General features: G+C 70.9%; 18 protein-coding genes and 1 pseudogene. 10 read left to right on the top strand and 9 right to left on the bottom strand.

Going from position 1 to position 15,096, the window contains the following annotated elements; genetic code table 11:
• Positions 1 to 191 (bottom strand): annotated as a pseudogene (locus tag OEY_RS0111890) (MBL fold metallo-hydrolase); the annotation flags it as partial.
• 125 nt (positions 192 to 316) lie between these two features.
• On the opposite strand from OEY_RS0111890, the gene OEY_RS0111885 reads away from it, so the two are divergent.
• Positions 317 to 1,321 (top strand): NAD-dependent epimerase/dehydratase family protein, encoded by a 1,005-nt coding sequence (locus OEY_RS0111885; RefSeq protein ID WP_010594093.1) that lies wholly within the window; start codon positions 317 to 319, stop codon positions 1,319 to 1,321.
• Positions 1,322 to 1,327: 6 nt separating this feature from the next.
• Here the strand turns inward: OEY_RS0111885 and OEY_RS0111880 are convergent, their stop codons facing one another.
• The 5 genes from OEY_RS0111880 to OEY_RS0111860 form a co-directional block, all read right to left on the bottom strand.
• Positions 1,328 to 3,157, bottom strand: coding sequence for a sugar phosphate isomerase/epimerase and 4-hydroxyphenylpyruvate domain-containing protein (locus OEY_RS0111880; RefSeq protein WP_010594092.1), 1,830 nt, complete (start codon positions 3,155 to 3,157; stop codon positions 1,328 to 1,330).
• A 142-nt stretch (positions 3,158 to 3,299) separates the two neighbouring features.
• Positions 3,300 to 3,758, bottom strand: coding sequence for a type II 3-dehydroquinate dehydratase (gene aroQ, locus OEY_RS0111875; protein ID WP_003938779.1), 459 nt, complete (start codon positions 3,756 to 3,758; stop codon positions 3,300 to 3,302).
• 55 nt (positions 3,759 to 3,813) lie between these two features.
• On the bottom strand, positions 3,814 to 4,809 hold the full coding sequence (locus OEY_RS0111870) for a LacI family DNA-binding transcriptional regulator (RefSeq protein ID WP_010594091.1): 996 nt from the start codon (positions 4,807 to 4,809) through the stop codon (positions 3,814 to 3,816).
• Positions 4,810 to 4,936: 127 nt separating this feature from the next.
• A complete protein-coding gene (locus tag OEY_RS0111865; RefSeq protein ID WP_230831592.1) occupies positions 4,937 to 5,878 on the bottom strand; it encodes an aldo/keto reductase in 942 nt (313 codons plus the stop codon).
• Positions 5,879 to 5,990: 112 nt separating this feature from the next.
• On the bottom strand, positions 5,991 to 6,413 hold the full coding sequence (locus OEY_RS0111860) for a MerR family transcriptional regulator (protein WP_010594089.1): 423 nt from the start codon (positions 6,411 to 6,413) through the stop codon (positions 5,991 to 5,993).
• 144 nt (positions 6,414 to 6,557) lie between these two features.
• Between OEY_RS0111860 and OEY_RS30475 the strand changes: the two genes are divergently transcribed.
• From OEY_RS30475 to OEY_RS0111840, 4 genes are all read left to right on the top strand, one after another.
• Positions 6,558 to 6,698, top strand: a complete 141-nt coding sequence (locus OEY_RS30475) for a hypothetical protein (RefSeq protein ID WP_156525143.1) — start codon at positions 6,558 to 6,560, stop codon at positions 6,696 to 6,698.
• A gap of 81 nt (positions 6,699 to 6,779) precedes the next feature.
• On the top strand, positions 6,780 to 6,962 hold the full coding sequence (locus tag OEY_RS0111850) for a hypothetical protein (RefSeq protein ID WP_003938777.1): 183 nt from the start codon (positions 6,780 to 6,782) through the stop codon (positions 6,960 to 6,962).
• 86 nt (positions 6,963 to 7,048) lie between these two features.
• Complete coding sequence (locus OEY_RS0111845) at positions 7,049 to 7,579, top strand: DinB family protein (protein ID WP_010594088.1); 531 nt, start codon at positions 7,049 to 7,051, stop codon at positions 7,577 to 7,579.
• 159 nt (positions 7,580 to 7,738) lie between these two features.
• Positions 7,739 to 7,927, top strand: coding sequence for a hypothetical protein (locus tag OEY_RS0111840; protein WP_003938775.1), 189 nt, complete (start codon positions 7,739 to 7,741; stop codon positions 7,925 to 7,927).
• Positions 7,928 to 7,977: 50 nt separating this feature from the next.
• Here the strand turns inward: OEY_RS0111840 and OEY_RS0111835 are convergent, their stop codons facing one another.
• The 3 genes from OEY_RS0111835 to OEY_RS0111825 are packed head-to-tail and all read right to left on the bottom strand — an operon-like array spanning position 7,978 to position 10,417.
• Positions 7,978 to 9,594, bottom strand: a complete 1,617-nt coding sequence (locus tag OEY_RS0111835) for a solute symporter family protein (protein ID WP_010594087.1) — start codon at positions 9,592 to 9,594, stop codon at positions 7,978 to 7,980.
• Positions 9,591 to 9,926 (bottom strand): DUF485 domain-containing protein, encoded by a 336-nt coding sequence (locus tag OEY_RS0111830; protein ID WP_010594086.1) that lies wholly within the window; start codon positions 9,924 to 9,926, stop codon positions 9,591 to 9,593. Before OEY_RS0111830 ends, OEY_RS0111835 begins: the two co-directional genes overlap by 4 nt.
• Complete coding sequence (locus tag OEY_RS0111825) at positions 9,923 to 10,417, bottom strand: nuclear transport factor 2 family protein (RefSeq protein WP_010594085.1); 495 nt, start codon at positions 10,415 to 10,417, stop codon at positions 9,923 to 9,925. The genes OEY_RS0111830 and OEY_RS0111825 overlap by 4 nt, the downstream gene beginning before the upstream one ends.
• Positions 10,418 to 10,539: 122 nt before the next feature.
• Between OEY_RS0111825 and OEY_RS0111820 the strand changes: the two genes are divergently transcribed.
• The 5 genes from OEY_RS0111820 to OEY_RS0111800 all read left to right on the top strand — a co-directional run.
• A complete protein-coding gene (locus OEY_RS0111820) occupies positions 10,540 to 11,142 on the top strand; it encodes a TetR/AcrR family transcriptional regulator (RefSeq protein ID WP_026137610.1) in 603 nt (200 codons plus the stop codon).
• Positions 11,143 to 11,229: 87 nt separating this feature from the next.
• A complete protein-coding gene (locus tag OEY_RS0111815; protein WP_010594083.1) occupies positions 11,230 to 12,426 on the top strand; it encodes an acyl-CoA dehydrogenase family protein in 1,197 nt (398 codons plus the stop codon).
• Complete coding sequence (locus OEY_RS0111810; protein ID WP_010594082.1) at positions 12,423 to 13,166, top strand: hypothetical protein; 744 nt, start codon at positions 12,423 to 12,425, stop codon at positions 13,164 to 13,166. Before OEY_RS0111815 ends, OEY_RS0111810 begins: the two co-directional genes overlap by 4 nt.
• Positions 13,163 to 14,020: an alpha/beta fold hydrolase gene (locus OEY_RS0111805; protein ID WP_010594081.1), complete on the top strand. Its 858-nt coding sequence runs from the start codon at positions 13,163 to 13,165 to the stop codon at positions 14,018 to 14,020. The genes OEY_RS0111810 and OEY_RS0111805 overlap by 4 nt, the downstream gene beginning before the upstream one ends.
• The coding region (locus tag OEY_RS0111800) for an AMP-binding protein (protein WP_010594080.1) at positions 14,017 to 15,096 on the top strand (1,080 nt) is incomplete at its 3' end. The genes OEY_RS0111805 and OEY_RS0111800, both read left to right, overlap by 4 nt.

Here is a 15,096-nt window from a genome sequence, read left to right as displayed (position 1 = left end):
CCCCGCCCCCCCAGCGGCTGCTGCGCCTCCGCGATCCGGCGCGCCAGACGGGTGTCCCACGCGGTGTCCACCACCAGTGACGCCGTGCCCGCATCGACGACGAGCCCGGTGTTCGCCTCGCCCCAGCCGCCCGGCGCCCGCACGAACGCCCACACCCCGTCGCCGATCTGCGTCGATCCACCGTCGCCCACGATTCGCCCCCTGTCCACGGTCGCGGAGAGTCTAATGGCAGGCGCCGGACCGGAGGTTTGCTCCTCGACCGGCCCGGGAACGCGGTACGGGTCGCACGGACGACGGCACGAGCGAGGGGATTCTCATGGGCACGACAGTTGCGGTCACCGGACCTACCGGCGAGATCGGCAGAGCCGCCGTCGCGGCCCTCGAACAGGATCCGCGCATCGACCGGATCCTCGGCATGGCACGAAGCCCGTTCGACCCGTCCGCACACGGGTGGACCAAGACCGAGTACCGGCAGGGTGACATCCTCGACCGCAGCGCCGTCGACGCCCTCGTCGCGGAGGCCGACGTCGTCGTGCATTTGGCGTTCGTCATCATGGGTTCGCGCACCGAGAGTCACCGGATCAACATCGCGGGCACCCGCAACGTCTTCGAAGCCACGGTCGCCGCGGCCCGGCCGCGACGCCTCGTGTACACCTCGTCCGTCGCCGCGTACGGCTATCACCCCGACAATCCGACCCCGCTCTCGGAGGACGTGCCCACCCGCGGCTCGCACGAGCACTACTACTCCGAACAGAAGGCCGAACTCGAGCGCGTCCTCGGCGAGGTCACCCGCGGATCGGATCTCGAGGTGTTCGTGCTGCGGCCGTGCATCGTCGCGGGACCGAACGCGACCGCCCTGGCCGACGCCATGCCGTGGCGGCAGCTTGCCGAGCACATGCCCGAGACCGTCCGCCACGCCGTCGGCGCCCTGCCCCTGCCGCGCCCGGTGTTCCCCGACCCCGGCCATCCGCTCCAGCTCGTGCACCACGACGACGTGGCGAGCGCCGTGGTCGCGGCGGTGACGTCCGACGGGCCGCCCGGCGCGTACAACATCGCCGGGGAAGGGGTGGTGTCGCTGTCGGAGGTGGCGACCGCGCTCGGCGCCCAGCCGATCCGCGTCCCCGCCGCGGTCGCGACGGCGGCGTCGGCCGTGGTGGCGCGGCTGCCGTTCATGCCTTCGATGATCGAGTGGATCCACACCGGCCGCACGTCCGTCGTGATGGACACGACGAAGGCCCGGACACAGCTCGGCTGGCAGCCGCGCTACACGAGCACCCAGACCCTCGCGGCGCTGGCGCAGGCGGTGGGTGAGGCCCGGTAGCGGCGGTCAGCGTCGCGCGGCCGCATGCGCGGCCATGCGGATCGGGGCGTTGACGGTGCCGTGACCCCGGTAGCCGCCGCGCCGCTGCACCAGTTCGAAGAACACCCGGGCGCTGACGACCTTGGTGAACACCTGGAACAGCTCGCCGCCGTCCTCGTCCCGGTCGTAGAGCACGTTGTATTCCCGAAGGGCGGCAAGTAGTTCCGGATCCGGGGCGAGGCGCGCATCCAGATCGTCGTAGTAGTTGCGGGGGATCTCGAGCACCGGCGCTCCCGAATCACACAGGGCGCGGGCAGATTCCACTGCATCGCCGACGCCGAACGCGATGTGCTGGGGGTGCCGCACGCCCGGCGCCCATTCCCCGCGCCGGAGGACGGGGGCGACCAGGCCGACCTCGAAGCCGTCCGCGGTGAGGACGCGGCTGCGCACCAGGCCGAACGGCCCCGCGTATTCGGCGGACTCGGCGTCGGTCAGGCCCAGCACCGAGCGGTAGAACAGGGTGGCCTCGTCGAAGCGGTCGTAGGCCTGGGTCAGCTCGACGTACTCGGTGCACCGCACGCCCACCGCCGTCGACGGCGTCGTACCGGTGGGACGGAAGTCGTTGCGCCAGTCGGCGGTACCGTCGTCTCCGGACGACAGGAACAGGGCGGTTCCGTCCGGGGAGACCACCGCGGACAGCGGTGCTTCTCCGGGGCCGACGACCCGTGCCAGCTGCGGTGCCAGCAGCTCGTGGGCGTGCCGGGTGACGGCGCCGACGTCCGCGACCTCGATCCCCAGAGCCGTGACGGCCGCGCCCTCGGCCGCGCTGTGGGCGGGGTTCGAGGTGTTCACCAGCACCCGCGCGTCCCCCTGCTCCCACAGCTCCACCGGCTTGCTGTGATGCCGGCCCGAGTGGGTGAAGCCGAGCGAGGCGAGGGCCGCACGGACCGGCTCCGCGGCGGTGGGCGGGGTGCCGATCTCCGTGAACGCGTGCCCGCGCACCTGCACCGGGTCGGGGTCACCGTCGAGACGCAGTTCCAGATCGAGCAGCGAGCGCATCGCGTCGATCGCCGTCGGCACCGGCGCCGACTGACGGAACACGTCGTTGAACACCTCGAGCGAGAGCGGACCGGTGTAACCGGCCGCGAGGACGTGCCCGACGAGCCCGGCGAGATCGAACTCACCCTCGCCCGGGAACACCCGGTAGTGGCGGCTCCACTGCAGGACGTTCATGTCCATCTCCGGTGCGTCGGAGAGTTGCAGGAAGAAGATCTTCTCGCCCGGGATGTCCGCGATGCCGGCGACGTCCTTGGTGCGGGAGAAGATGTGGAAGCTGTCGAGACACAGGCCGAGGGCCGGATGGTCGGCCCGGCGCACGATCTCCCACGAGCGCTGCCAGGTGTTCACGTGGCGGCCCCACGCCAGGGCCTCGAAGGCGATCCGCAAACCGCGCTGCGCCGCCGCATCCGCCAGTTCCCGCAGCTGCGCGGCGGCGAGGTCGACGTCGTCGACGGTGTGCGGCGAGACCGACGAGCACACCAGCACGAGGTCGGTGCCGAGTTGTTCCATCACGTCGAACTTGTGCCGCGCGCGGCGCATGTTGCGGGCGTGGATCTCGGCCGGGACGGCCTCGAAGTCGCGGAAGGGCTGATACAGCGGGATGCTCAACCCGAGCTCGGCGCAGCGCTCGCGCACTCCCGCGGGCGTGAGCGGGGAGCCGAGCAGGTCGGGTTCGAACAGTTCGATGCCGTCGAAGCCGGCGTGGGCGGCGGCGACGAGCTTGTCCTCGAGGGTGCCGGACAGGCACACCGTGGCAATTGCCTTGGCACGCTTGGTTCCAGGACGGGGATGGGTCATGGTCGGGCTCCTCCACGACGGCCGCCTGTGCGGGCGACCGCGGAATCGGGAACCGGTACGCCGGGGCGGGTTCGCCGCGGCGGTATCGGTTCGGACGGCTCGCTGCGGGTCACGCGCGCGAGGGGGTCGGTGACGGCGCCGGTTACGCCTGCGTCGTGCGCTGGGCGACGAGTGCGCGCAGCGCCCATTCGTAGCCGGCGACGCCGAGGCCGACGATGATCCCGGAGGCGACCGGGGAGATGTAGGAGTGGTGGCGGAACTCCTCGCGGGCATGGACGTTGGAGATGTGCACCTCGATGAGCGGCACGTGCGCACCCTTGATCGCATCGTGCAGGGCCACCGAGGTGTGCGTGTAGGCGCCCGCGTTGAACACCACGCCCAGGGATTCCCCGCGGGCGACCGCGGCGCCGGCGTCGTGGAGCGCATCGATCAGGACGCCTTCGTGGTTGGACTGCCGGAAGTCGATGTCGACGCCCAGTTCCTTGCCGACGTTGCGGCACAGGGTCTCCACGTCCTCGAGGGTCTGCGCGCCGTACACACCGGGCTCGCGGGTGCCGAGCAGATTGAGGTTGGGGCCGTTGAGCACGAGAACCGAGGTCATGAACGAATCTCCTTCGCTTTCTTCGAATTCCGAGGCAGTGCCCCGAAACGGTCTGTCAGCCGACGGGCAGGCCGGCGGTCACGGTGCTCGAACGCACGACGAGGTGGGTGCCGAGTTCCACGGGTCCGGCGTCCGGTGTGGTCTTTCCGTCGAGTACGTCGCACAGCAGATCGATGGCCGCCACACCGGCCTCGTCGAATGCCAGATGCACGGTGGTCAGCGGCGGCGAGGTCATCTCGCAGAGCCACGAGTCGTCGAATCCGACGACCGAGTAGTCGCGGCCCGCGCGCAGTCCGTGCTCGGCGAAGCCCTGCATGAGGCCGACGGCGGCCTGATCGTTGTACGCGACGACGGCCGTCGTGCCGGCGTCGACCAGTTCGTCGGCCGCGTTCCGGCCCGCGGCGACGAAGTCGGGCTCGAGGGGGCCGAGCACCGTGCCGGTGATGCCCCGGGCGGCGCAGGCCGTGGTGAAGGCGGTCAGGCGCCGCCGCTGGGCGAGCCAGTAGTCGGGACCGCCGAGGTATGTGACGGCGGTGTGCCCGGCGTCGGCGAGGTGGTCCACCGCCTGGGACATGCCGTCGTCGGAGGTCAGCAACACGGCGGGCAGCTGCCCGCAGGTGTGGTTGACCAGCACGACGGGGGTGACCCGTGCGAGATCCTCGAGGTCGGCGTCGGACATGCGGGGGGCGATGAGCACCAGTCCGTCGACCTGCCGGGCGATCGCCCGGACGAGGTCGAGTTCGTCGGCGGACCGGCCTTCGCCCGCCGCGACGAAGAGGGAGTAGCCGCGCTTGCGCGCCCGGTCCTGCGCGGTTTCGACGGCGGGACCGAACACGGGATTGCGGATGTCGGGGACGAGGAAGCCCAGGTTGTGGGTGCGGCCGAGGGCGAGCGAGCGGGCGGTGGGATTCGGGGTGAAGGACAGTGCCTCTGCCGCGGCGAACACCTTCGCGCGGGTGTCGGGACTGACCGCTTCCGGCCGGGAGAACACACGGGAGACCGTGGCGGTCGAGACGCCGGCGCGCGCCGCGACCTCGCGAAGCGTCGCCATGGGTCCTCCTCCGGGGTGGGGTCCCCCCACTGTGCAAGCGGTTACATCGCTTTGTCAAGGGTGGATGTAATCGCTTGCACGGAGGATCGGCGTGGGCGTCGCCCGTCCCCGGCGGGCGACGCGTCGCTCACGCGTCGATGCTGGACATGTCCCCGTAGCGCGCCCCGGCGACCGCCTCCCGGGGCACCGCCGACTCGATCGCGCCCAGCACCTCCGCGGTGAGCGACACGTCCACGGCCGCGATGTTCTCCTCGAGGAAACGCACCCGCTTCGTCCCGGGGATGGGGACCACGTCGTCACCCTGAGCGAGGACCCATGCCAGTGCCAGCTGACCAGGGGTGCAGTTCTCGGACCGGGCCAGGCGGCGGACGGCGGCCACGAGCGCCAGGTTCGCCTCCAGCGCCGCACCCTGGAATCGCGGGAAATAGGCGGTGCGGCGAGAATCCGAGCTCTCGAGATCGGACGGTGCCGTGATCGCGCCCGTCAGGATGCCGCGCCCGAGCGGCGAATACGGCACGAGCCCGATGCCGAGGTCACGCAGAGTCGGCAGGATCTCGTCCTCGATGTCGCGGGTGAACAGCGAATACTCGGTCTGCAACGCGGTGATCGGGTGGACGGCGTGGGCCCGGCGGATCGTCTCCGCGGATGCCTCCGACAGACCCAGATGGCGGACCTTCCCGGCCTGCACCAGTTCGGCCATCGCGCCGACGGTGTCCTCGATCGGCACGGTCCTGTCCACACGGTGCTGGTAGTAGAGATCGATGTGGTCGACGCCGAGGCGGCGGAGCGACGCGTCGCAGGCCGTGCGGACGTACTCGGGCCGGCCGTTGACGCCGAGGCGGGTGCCGTCCTCGGCGCGCTCGTTGCCGAACTTGGTCGCGAGGACCACGCGGTCGCGGCGATCCGCGACGGCGCGGCCGACGAGCTTCTCGTTGGTGAACGGGCCGTACATGTCGGCGGTGTCGAGCAACGTCACGCCGAGTTCGAGGGCCCGGTGAATCGTGGCGACGGCATCGGCCTCGTCCCCGGCGCCGTAGAACTCGGACATGCCCATGCATCCGAGCCCCATCGCCGAGACCGTCAGCGGCGACGCGGTGCCGAGCGTGCGGGTGCCGAGTGGGGGCCGAGAGGTGTTGTTCGTGGTCATGGCGTCGAGTCAAGACCTTCGAGCGCGCTCGAAGTCAAGCGCGAGCGCTCTCGCACGGTCCGTCGTCGAGGCCGCTCGTCCGGGAGCGATAGATGTCGATCTTGCCGTCGATCGCGGCGAGGTGCTCGGTCACCTGATCGAGCTGGGTGAGCACCCGTGCCCGGTGCGCGCGGAGCAGCGCGAGGCGGTCCTGTTCGTTGCCGCTGCCGGCCCGGCAGAGGGCCGCGTACTCGCGGATCTCGCGGATCGGCATGCCCGTCGCCCGCAGCCGGGTCAGCAACACCACCCAGGCGAGGTCGTCCTCGGTGTAGAGCCGGTGGCCGGAGGAGGAACGGCCGATCTCGCGGAGCATGAGGCCGTCGCGCTCGTAATAGCGGAGGGTGTGGGTGGTCAGACCGGTGCGCTCGGCGGCCTCGGCGATGGTCGCAACGGTCGTCGCGGAAGGGGCGGTCGTCATGGCTTCATGATCCGCCTCGGGGTGGTCCTGCGCTCCGCAGGCGATCCGGGGTGGCCGCATCGGCACCACAGGGTGCCTGTCGCGGCTCCGGACGGCGGCCGACGATGGGCGAACCCCGTCCCGCACCATCGTCAGGAGACTGCCATGAAGACCCGGATCCGCACCACCGTCGCGGTCGTCGCGACCTTGTTCGCCGTCGTCGTCGGTACCGCAGGCGCCGCGAACGCCGCCACTGCGAGCCCGTCCGTCAGATGCGGCCACGTGACCATCCACTGCCCGGGCTGAGCGCGGCCGGCGTCGGGGACGTCGCCGTCCCCGGCGCCGCCCCCGTCGGCGCCGGGTGCGGCCCTCCGCGATGATGAGCAGATGATCGAGACACCTGTGATCGTGGGCATCGTGTCCATCTGCATCGGATTCGTGCTCTTCGTGCTCGCCGCGAGCGGAACCCGCGGCGGATGGAACCGGAAGCTGACGATCACGCTGTTCGTCCTGTCGGTCCTGTTCCTGACCCTCGTCCCGGTGACCGGCGCGGTCTTCTTCGCCACCTGACTTCCGATCGAGGACCGAACTCGTCCGCATTCCCGCCTACCGTCGTCGTAGCAGGAGAATCGATCTCACGAAGGGCGGAAAACGAGATGACCGAGCCGACCGGAGAACGCGCCGACATCCTCGACATCCTGGCCGAACAGCGGAAGACGTTCCTGATCACCCTCCGCGACCTCGACGACGAGCAGGCCCGCACCCGCAGCACCGTCAGCGAGCTGACCCTCGGTGGGCTGCTCAGGCACGTCGCGACCACCGAGCAGCACTGGATCGACACCATCCGCACACTCGACGACACCGCCGAGTTCGACATGGAGTCCGCGATGGAGCAGTACTTCATGCGCGACGACGACACGGTCGCCGGACTGCTCGAACGGTACGAGGCGATCGCGAAGGAGACGGAGGCGTTCGTCGCCGGCCTCGAGGACCTCGACCTGCCGGTGCCGCTGCCGACCGCGCCGTGGGCCCCGGAGCGGCAGTGGTGGAGCGCCCGGAAGGTGCTGCTGCACATCATCCGGGAGACCGCCCACCACAGCGGCCACGCCGACATCATCCGCGAATCCCTCGACGGCGCGAACACCACCAGGCAGCAGGGCGCCGACGCGGGGATGACCTTCGAGTAGCCGAGTCGTCGCTGCGCCGCGCGCCGCGGTGCTCGATGCGCGCGTGAGGACGCGCGCAGGAAGCACTTTCGGGCGCGAGGTCGCCGCCGAATCGCGGCGATCGGCGACACGCGGTCGGATGTCCTTGGTGCTCGCGGTTTCCGGGAGCAGTATCGGCCCATGTCGGCACTCTGGGACGAAGACGGCCGCGTCGCCTGGGAACTGCACGCGTCCGGGTGGGACTGGGAACAGATCGGTCGCGAACTCGCGTGCCCCGAGCACATCGCCCGCGAGATGTGCGAGAGACACGGCGCGGTGCTCGCGGAGCAGGCGCAGCAGGACCATCCGACGCTGTTCGACCTGCCCTGACATGACGGGCACCCGCACTCGCATCGCCCGGGTGCGGGTGCCCGTCGTCGTCAGTGGGCGGTCGCGACCTCCGCCCCGATGCCGGTCTCGGCGCGCACGAGCATCTCCGCGAACTTCTCGTCCTCGTGTGCGGAGCGTCCGCGCCGATTCTCGGCCACGAGTGAGCCGACGACGCACGCGGCCAGGCCGAGCGGCATGGTGACGATCACCGGCAGCTGGATCGTCAGGGGTGCCGGTCCGCTGCCGAGCCACAGCGCCTCGGTGAACATGAGACTGACGACGGTCGAGACCAGGCCGGTGAGGATTCCCCACACGGCGCCGGTGCTGTTGAAGCGCCGCCAGTTCAGGCTGAGCACCAGCGACGGCAGGTGGGCGCTGCCGGCCACCATGAACGCCATGCCCATGAAGTAGGTGATGTTGGTGTCGTCACCGATCAGCATGGTCAGCACTATCGCGACGACGCTGAATGCGACGGCTCCGAACCGGGCGACGCGGGCCTGCGCGTTCTCCTCGCGCGTGCGCGCCGCGACGTCGAGTTCGTCCACCGGCGGCGTGCGGGTCAGCGCCGGCCAGATGTCGCGGGCGAAGGTGCCCGCAGCAGAGATCACCACGCCGGCGACGACGGCGACGATGCTCGCGAAGGCGACCGCCGCGACCATCGCGAGCGCGATCGAGCCGCCGATCGTGCCCACGCCGCCACCGAGTTCGGTGACGAGCACGGGCGCCGCGAGGTTGCCCCCGGCGCCGACCCGATCGGCGCCCCCGTCGCCCAGCAGGGCGGCGGCGCCGAAGCCCATGACGATGACGACGAGGTAGAACATGCTGCACAGCGCGACGGTCCAGCCCAGCGAGCGCCGGGCGGTGCTCGCCTCAGGGACGGTGAAGAAGCGGATCAGGATGTGCGCCATGCCCGCGGTGCCGAGCGCGAACGCCAGCGAGTACGACACGAGGTTCAGCGCGCTGGTCTGCCCGAAGATCAGGCCGGGGGACAGGATGGCTTCGCCCGCGACCGCGTGGTCGGTCGCGGTGTCGAGGACCTTCGGGAAGCTGAACCCGAACTGCGCGAGGATGCCCAGGCCGACCGCGACGGCGAGGACCGACAGGATCGTGGACTTGATGACCTGCACCCACGTGGTGGCGAGCATGCCGCCGACGAAGACGTAGATGCCCATGAGGGTGCCGGCGACGATGACGGACAGCCAGAACGGGATGCCGGAGACCGACTCGAGCAGCACCCCGGCCGCGACGAGTTGCGCGAGCAACACGAAGGTGCCGGTGGCGATGGTGCTCAGCGCCACGACGACTCGCACACTGCGTGCCTCGGTGCGGAACACGAGCACATCGGCGAGGGTGTACTTGCCCACGTTGCGCATCTTCTCCGCGAGCAGGAACAGCACGGGCAGGAACGAGACCACCGAGGTGCAGAGGATGACCGCACCGTCGACACCCTTGTAGAAGATCAGGCCGGTGGTGCCGAGAAAGCTTCCGGCCGAGATGAATTCACCGGCGATCGCGAAACCGTTCTGCCAGCTCGAGATCGAGCGGCCGGCGGCGAAGAACCCGTCGGCGCTGCGGGCCCGCCGGGACACGGCGAACGTGACCCACAGGGTCAGCGAGATCACCGCCGCGCAGATCGCGATGGCGAGGTAGTCGGCGTCGCCGGTCATGCCGCACGCTCCTGGTTCTCGAGGACGGCCGCGACGGCGGCGTCGGCGGCGGGCTGGATGTAGGTGCGGGTGAGCCGGAAGTAGGCGTAGACGAGCACCCACGTCCCGGCGAACTGGGAGAACACGACCCACAGCGAGAGGGGGACGCCGAGCAGTTCGGTCTCGCCGAGGAAGCCCGGGAAGTAGGCGAAGCCGACGAGGAAGGACGCGAAGAGGGCGATCGCGAGGCCGCCGAGGGAGTTGGTCACGGTGCGCCGACGGCGGCGCAGTTCGACGACCTCGGGCAGGGCGAGCATCGCGCTCCAGGTCGGTTGCGTGCGCAGCTCGGTCACGGCCGCACCGCCGCGCGCCGCGCCGTCTCGAGTGCGAACAGGTTCTCGTCCCAGCCCTGCTCGAGCGGGCCGAAGAAGTGGAAGCGGACCTGTTTGACCCGGTAGCGCCAGCGGCCGTCGACCTTGACGACCTCGTCGGCGTAGCGGCCGGCGGCGATCGCGGGGGCGCCGTCGGTGACGCAGGGCTGCCACAGGAACGACCGCACGGTGGCGCGGTCGCCGTCGAGGTCGATCTCCATGTTCGTGATGAAGTGCCAGAACGTCGTCAGTCCGCCGGCGGCGAGGCCGGCGAAGAACTCGCGCATCTCGGCCTTGCCGCGGGGACGGGACAGGCCGTCGAACTCGCCGTCGTCGGTGAACAGGTCCATCAGGGCGTCCCAGTCGCCGTCGTCGAGATGGCGGCAGTAGCGGGCGTCGAGCGAACGGATCGCCTCGAGGTCCTCGAGGCGGGCGATCCGCTCGGCGAGCGTGAGATCGGGGAGGGTGGTCACAGTGCGTCCTTCGACGAGGTGGTTAACGCATGTTCATGTGAGCTGGACCATAAACGGAGCGCAATGGACACGTCAAGACGGTCTTCTTGCTGGTCGCGACCCGGACCTCTACCCTGCACCTCATGAACACTCGATCGGGCACGGCCCTGGTGGGCGTTCGCGAACGGATCCTCGACGCGGCGCTCGACGAGTTCTTCGCGGCCGGTTTCCACGGCGCCACGATGCGCACGATCGCCAACCGTGCTGGTTGCAGCGCCGCGAACGTCTACAACCACTTCGAGAACAAGTCGGAGCTGCTCGTCGAGATCCTCCGCGCGGCCAGCGACGAACAGTTCACCGCCACGCGGACCGCCCTGCGCAAGGCCGGCCCCGATCCCGCCGAGCAGTGGCGGACCGCAGTGGTGGCGCATGCGCTGTTCACCGCCCGCAACCCGCGCGAGTGCCTGGTGGCGAACACCGAGCTGCGGTACTTGGGCGAGGTGGACCGCAAGCGGGTCGTGGGCTCGCGCGACGCCCAGGAGCAGCTGTTCGTCGACATCGCGGAAAAGGGTGTCGAGCTGGGCGTCTTCGAGGTTCCGCACGTGCATCAGGCGGTGACCGCCGTGCTGACGATGTGCGCCGGGATCCCGCTGTGGTTCCGGCCCGACGGGCCGCTGAGCGCCACCGAGGTGGCCGGCGACTACGGCCGGTACGCCCTCAACCTGCTCGGCTACCGCCCGTCCTGAACCGGCCGTTGACGCGTGGGCGGCGTCGTGCTCTACTGGGTGAACAAGCGTTAATGACCAGATTCTGGTTCATCGAGGGAGTCCCCAATGACCCACCGGCCGTCGCAGCCGCGCACCGACACCCCGCGGTACCTCACCGAAGAGCGCCTCGCCATCCGCGACCTCGCCCGCGACTTCGCCATGACGAAGGTGCTGCCCGTCGCCAACGAACTCGACCCCGTCCAGGGCACCATCCCCGACTCGCTGAAAAAGGAGATGGCCGAGATCGGGTTCTTCGGCATCATGATCCCCGAGGAGCACGGCGGCCTCGGCCTCGGCGTGTTCGAGTACTGCCTGGTCGCCGAGGAACTGTCCCGGGCCTGGATGAGCGTATCGGGGCTGCTCGCCCGCGGTAACGGCATGGGCGGCGGCTTCACCCCCGCGCAGGAGGCAGCCCTGCTCCCGAAGGTGGCCCGCGGCGAATACCTCGGCGCGTACGCGCTGTCCGAGGCGGAGGCCGGCTCCGACGTCGCCAACATCTCCTGCCGGGCCGTCCGCGACGGCGACGAATGGGTCGTCAACGGCACGAAGATGTGGTGCACCTACGCCGACGAGGCCGACTACCTGGTGCTGTTCGCCCGCACCGATCCGCACAGGGATCCGGCCAAGCCGCACCGGGGAATCAGCGCGTTCCTCGTCGAGAAGCAGCGCGGCGTCTTCCCGGAGGGGATCTCGGGCACCAAGGTCCGCAAGATCGGTTACTTCGGCTGGAGTACCTGGGAACTGTCGTTCGACAACTTCCGCATCCCCGCCGACAAGATGCTCGGCGAGGAAGGAAAGGGCTTCTACCTCGCCGTCTCCGGGCTCGAGGTCGGCCGCGCCCACACCGCCGCCCGCGCGATCGGCCTCGCCCGCGCGGCCCTCGAGGACTCGATCGCCTACGTGCACACCCGGCGTCAGTTCGGCCGGCCCATCGGCGACTTCCAGCACCTGCGGTTCAAGATCGCGAAGATGGCGGCCGACATCGAGGCGGCCCGCCAGCTCATGTACTCCGTCGCCACCGACATCGACACCGGACGCCGCTGCTCGCTCGAGGCGTCGATGTGCAAGCTCGTCGCCACCGAGATGGCCGAGCAGGTCACCAGCGAGGCGGTGCAGATCCACGGCGGCGCCGGCTACACCACCGACTTCCAGGTCGAACGACACTGGCGCGACGCCCGCCTGACGAAGATCTTCGAAGGCACCAGCGAGATCCAGATGCGCATCATCTCCGACGAGCTGCTCGGAAGGCCGGAAACCGCATGAGCACCACCGTGACCGCATCGCCCACCGTCCGCGTCGGCGATCGTACCGCCGCTCCCGTCCGGATGACCTCCGAGCTGCTTTCCGAGTCCGGAATCGTCCTCCCCACAGGCACACTCGCTCTCGGCACCGTGGCCGCCGAGCTACTCACCCCGCGCGTGCCGGCCGCACATCGCACGGGGCTGCGCTGGACCGCGATCGCGCCGGTCACGGCGGTGGACCGGATCCGGTCGGAGGCCGTCGTCACCCGCGTCGAGGGCACCACCGCCGAGCGGTTCGTCCGCGTGCTCGACGCCGCCGGGGCCGTCCGCGAGGAGGGGACCGAGACCTGGCAGCTCGACTCGCCGGCCGCGACCGCCACCGAGCTCGACTTCTGCACCCCTGCGTGGGGAGAGTTGTTGCGCGGCAGCCTCGCCGACGATCCGGCCTTCGCCTCGTCGCTGGCCACCTGGGACGGCACCGTCGGCCTGCGCAGCGGCGACCGCGAGGTGCACCTGCGGATCTACCGTGGCCGCATCGTCGACGTCACCCGCCGCACCCCGCACGGTGCCACCTTCACGTTCGTCGCACCCGACCACCTGTGGGTCGACCTGGTCCTCGGTGCGCGCGACGACTTCATGCGCCGCGCGATCGGTGGCGAATTCTCCGCCACCGGAGACGGATACGAGTACCTCCGGCTCACCAAGCCGCTGAACCTGATCATCGGCCACGCCCGTGCCGTCGCGAGAAAGGCCCGCTCATGATCGAGGCCCGCTACCTGGACATCGACGGAGCCCTCGGGTTCGTCGAGATCGTCACGCCCGACGGGACTCCCGCCGCCGACACGCTGCCCACCGTGCTGTGCCTGCACACCGCCGGCCAGAGCGGAGTGCAGTGGCGGCACGTCGCCCGCGACCTCGCCGTCCGCGGCTACCGCGTCCTCGTGCCCGACCTGCCCGGCCACGGCCGCTCCGAGCCGGCCCCGGCCGGACCGGTCACCAGCCTCACCACCTACGGCGACTGGCTCGGCGCCCTGCTCGACGCGCTCGACGTGCACCGGCCGTACGTGCTCGGCTGCTCCATCGGCGGCAAGCTGACCCTCGAGCTCGCCACCCGGCCCGACCGGCCGCTCGCCGGCGCCGTCGCGATGGAGGCCGAGGCCGCTCCGGGCCGGGTCAACGTCGCCGGTCTGCGGCGCGAACTCGAGGACGTCGCCGGGCCGTCGCGCGCCGAACGGACCTACCTCGGCACCCTCGCCTCCGTCGGGCGTTCGGTACCCGCCGCGACGGCGCACCGGATCGCCCTCATGCACAAGCGGGAGGACCCGGAGATCTCCTCGTCCGACCTCATCGGCTGGGGCACCCACGACGTCCGCGACCGCCTGTCGCAGTTGACCTGCCCCCTGCACCTCGTCGTCGGCTCGGACGACCCGTGGCTCGAGCCGGACGCCGTCGCGGACCTCGCCGCCCGGATCAACGAGATCTCGCCCGGGCGCGCACGGTTCACCCGGCTCGACGGCATCGGTCACTACCCGATGGAGGAGGTCGACGACTTCGCCGCGCTCGCCGACGCCTGGCTCACCGAGCTGCGTGCCGCCCCCGCGGAGGTGCTGTCGTGACCGCCACGACCACCGCGGGGCTCGCTGCCTTCCTCGACGACCTCGTCGCCGCCGATCCGGACGCCGTGGCCACCTACGACGCCGCCGACGGCCGGCTGCTGCCCTGCACCCGGACCGAGCTGCGCCGCCGCGCACAGGCGCTGCGGTCCGAACTCGAGGCCGCCGGCGTCGAGCGCGGCCGGTGCGTCGCCGTCCTGCTCCCCAACTGGTCCGACGCGCTCGTCTGGCAGTTCGCGGCCGCCGCGCTCGGCGCCCACGTCATCGGGGTCAACACCCGCTACAACACCGGGGAGGTGGCCCACATCCTCACGGCCGCGCGGCCCGCGGTCGTGGCCGTCGCGGCCGGCCTCCACGGGCTCGACCTGTTCGGCACCCTGCGCGACGCGGCGGGCACCGCGGCGGTGCCGCCCCCCGCGGTCTGCGTCGTGGACGGCCCCGGCACCGACGCCGGCGATCCGACCGGATTCGATCTCGGCGCGGGCTCCTGGTGGGCGGGCAGCGGCGACACCCGCGGGGTGCGCGTCCCGGACACCCCGGACACCGCCGTGCCCACCCCGGCCGGGACGGAGGACGATCCGGCGGATCCGCTGGCCGTCGCGTTCACCACCTCCGGCTCCACCGGCACCCCGAAGCTCGCGGCGCACCGGGACTCCGCGGTGGTGCGGCACGCCCGCGCGGACGCCGCGATCATGCGGGTCGCCCCCGGCGACGTCGCGCTGTGCGTGCTGCCGGTGTCCGGCGTATTCGGCTACAGCACCGCGATGGCCGCCCTCGCCGGGGGCGCCACGCTGCTCATGGAGCCGGTCTTCGACGCGGCGGCGACGCTGCGCCGCATGGAGCACCTGCACGTGACGCACGTGGTCGGCGGCGACGACCTGTTCGGACGCCTGTACGACACGTGGCACGGCGAGGTGCGGGCCGACCTGTCCGCGCTGAAGTGGCTCGGCATCGCCGACTTCCTCGGCCGTTCCCACGAGATCGCCCGCTGGGCCCGCGACGAGTTCGCCGCCCACACCTCGGGGGTGTTCGGCTCGTCCGAGGTGTTCGCGCTGACCCTGCTCTGGTCGGACTCCGAC

Source organism: Rhodococcus sp. P14 (genome assembly GCF_000256505.1).
In the GTDB taxonomy this organism is placed as follows: Bacteria; Actinomycetota; Actinomycetes; order Mycobacteriales; family Mycobacteriaceae; genus Rhodococcus; species Rhodococcus ruber.
This window is presented reverse-complemented; position numbering and strand designations above follow the sequence as displayed.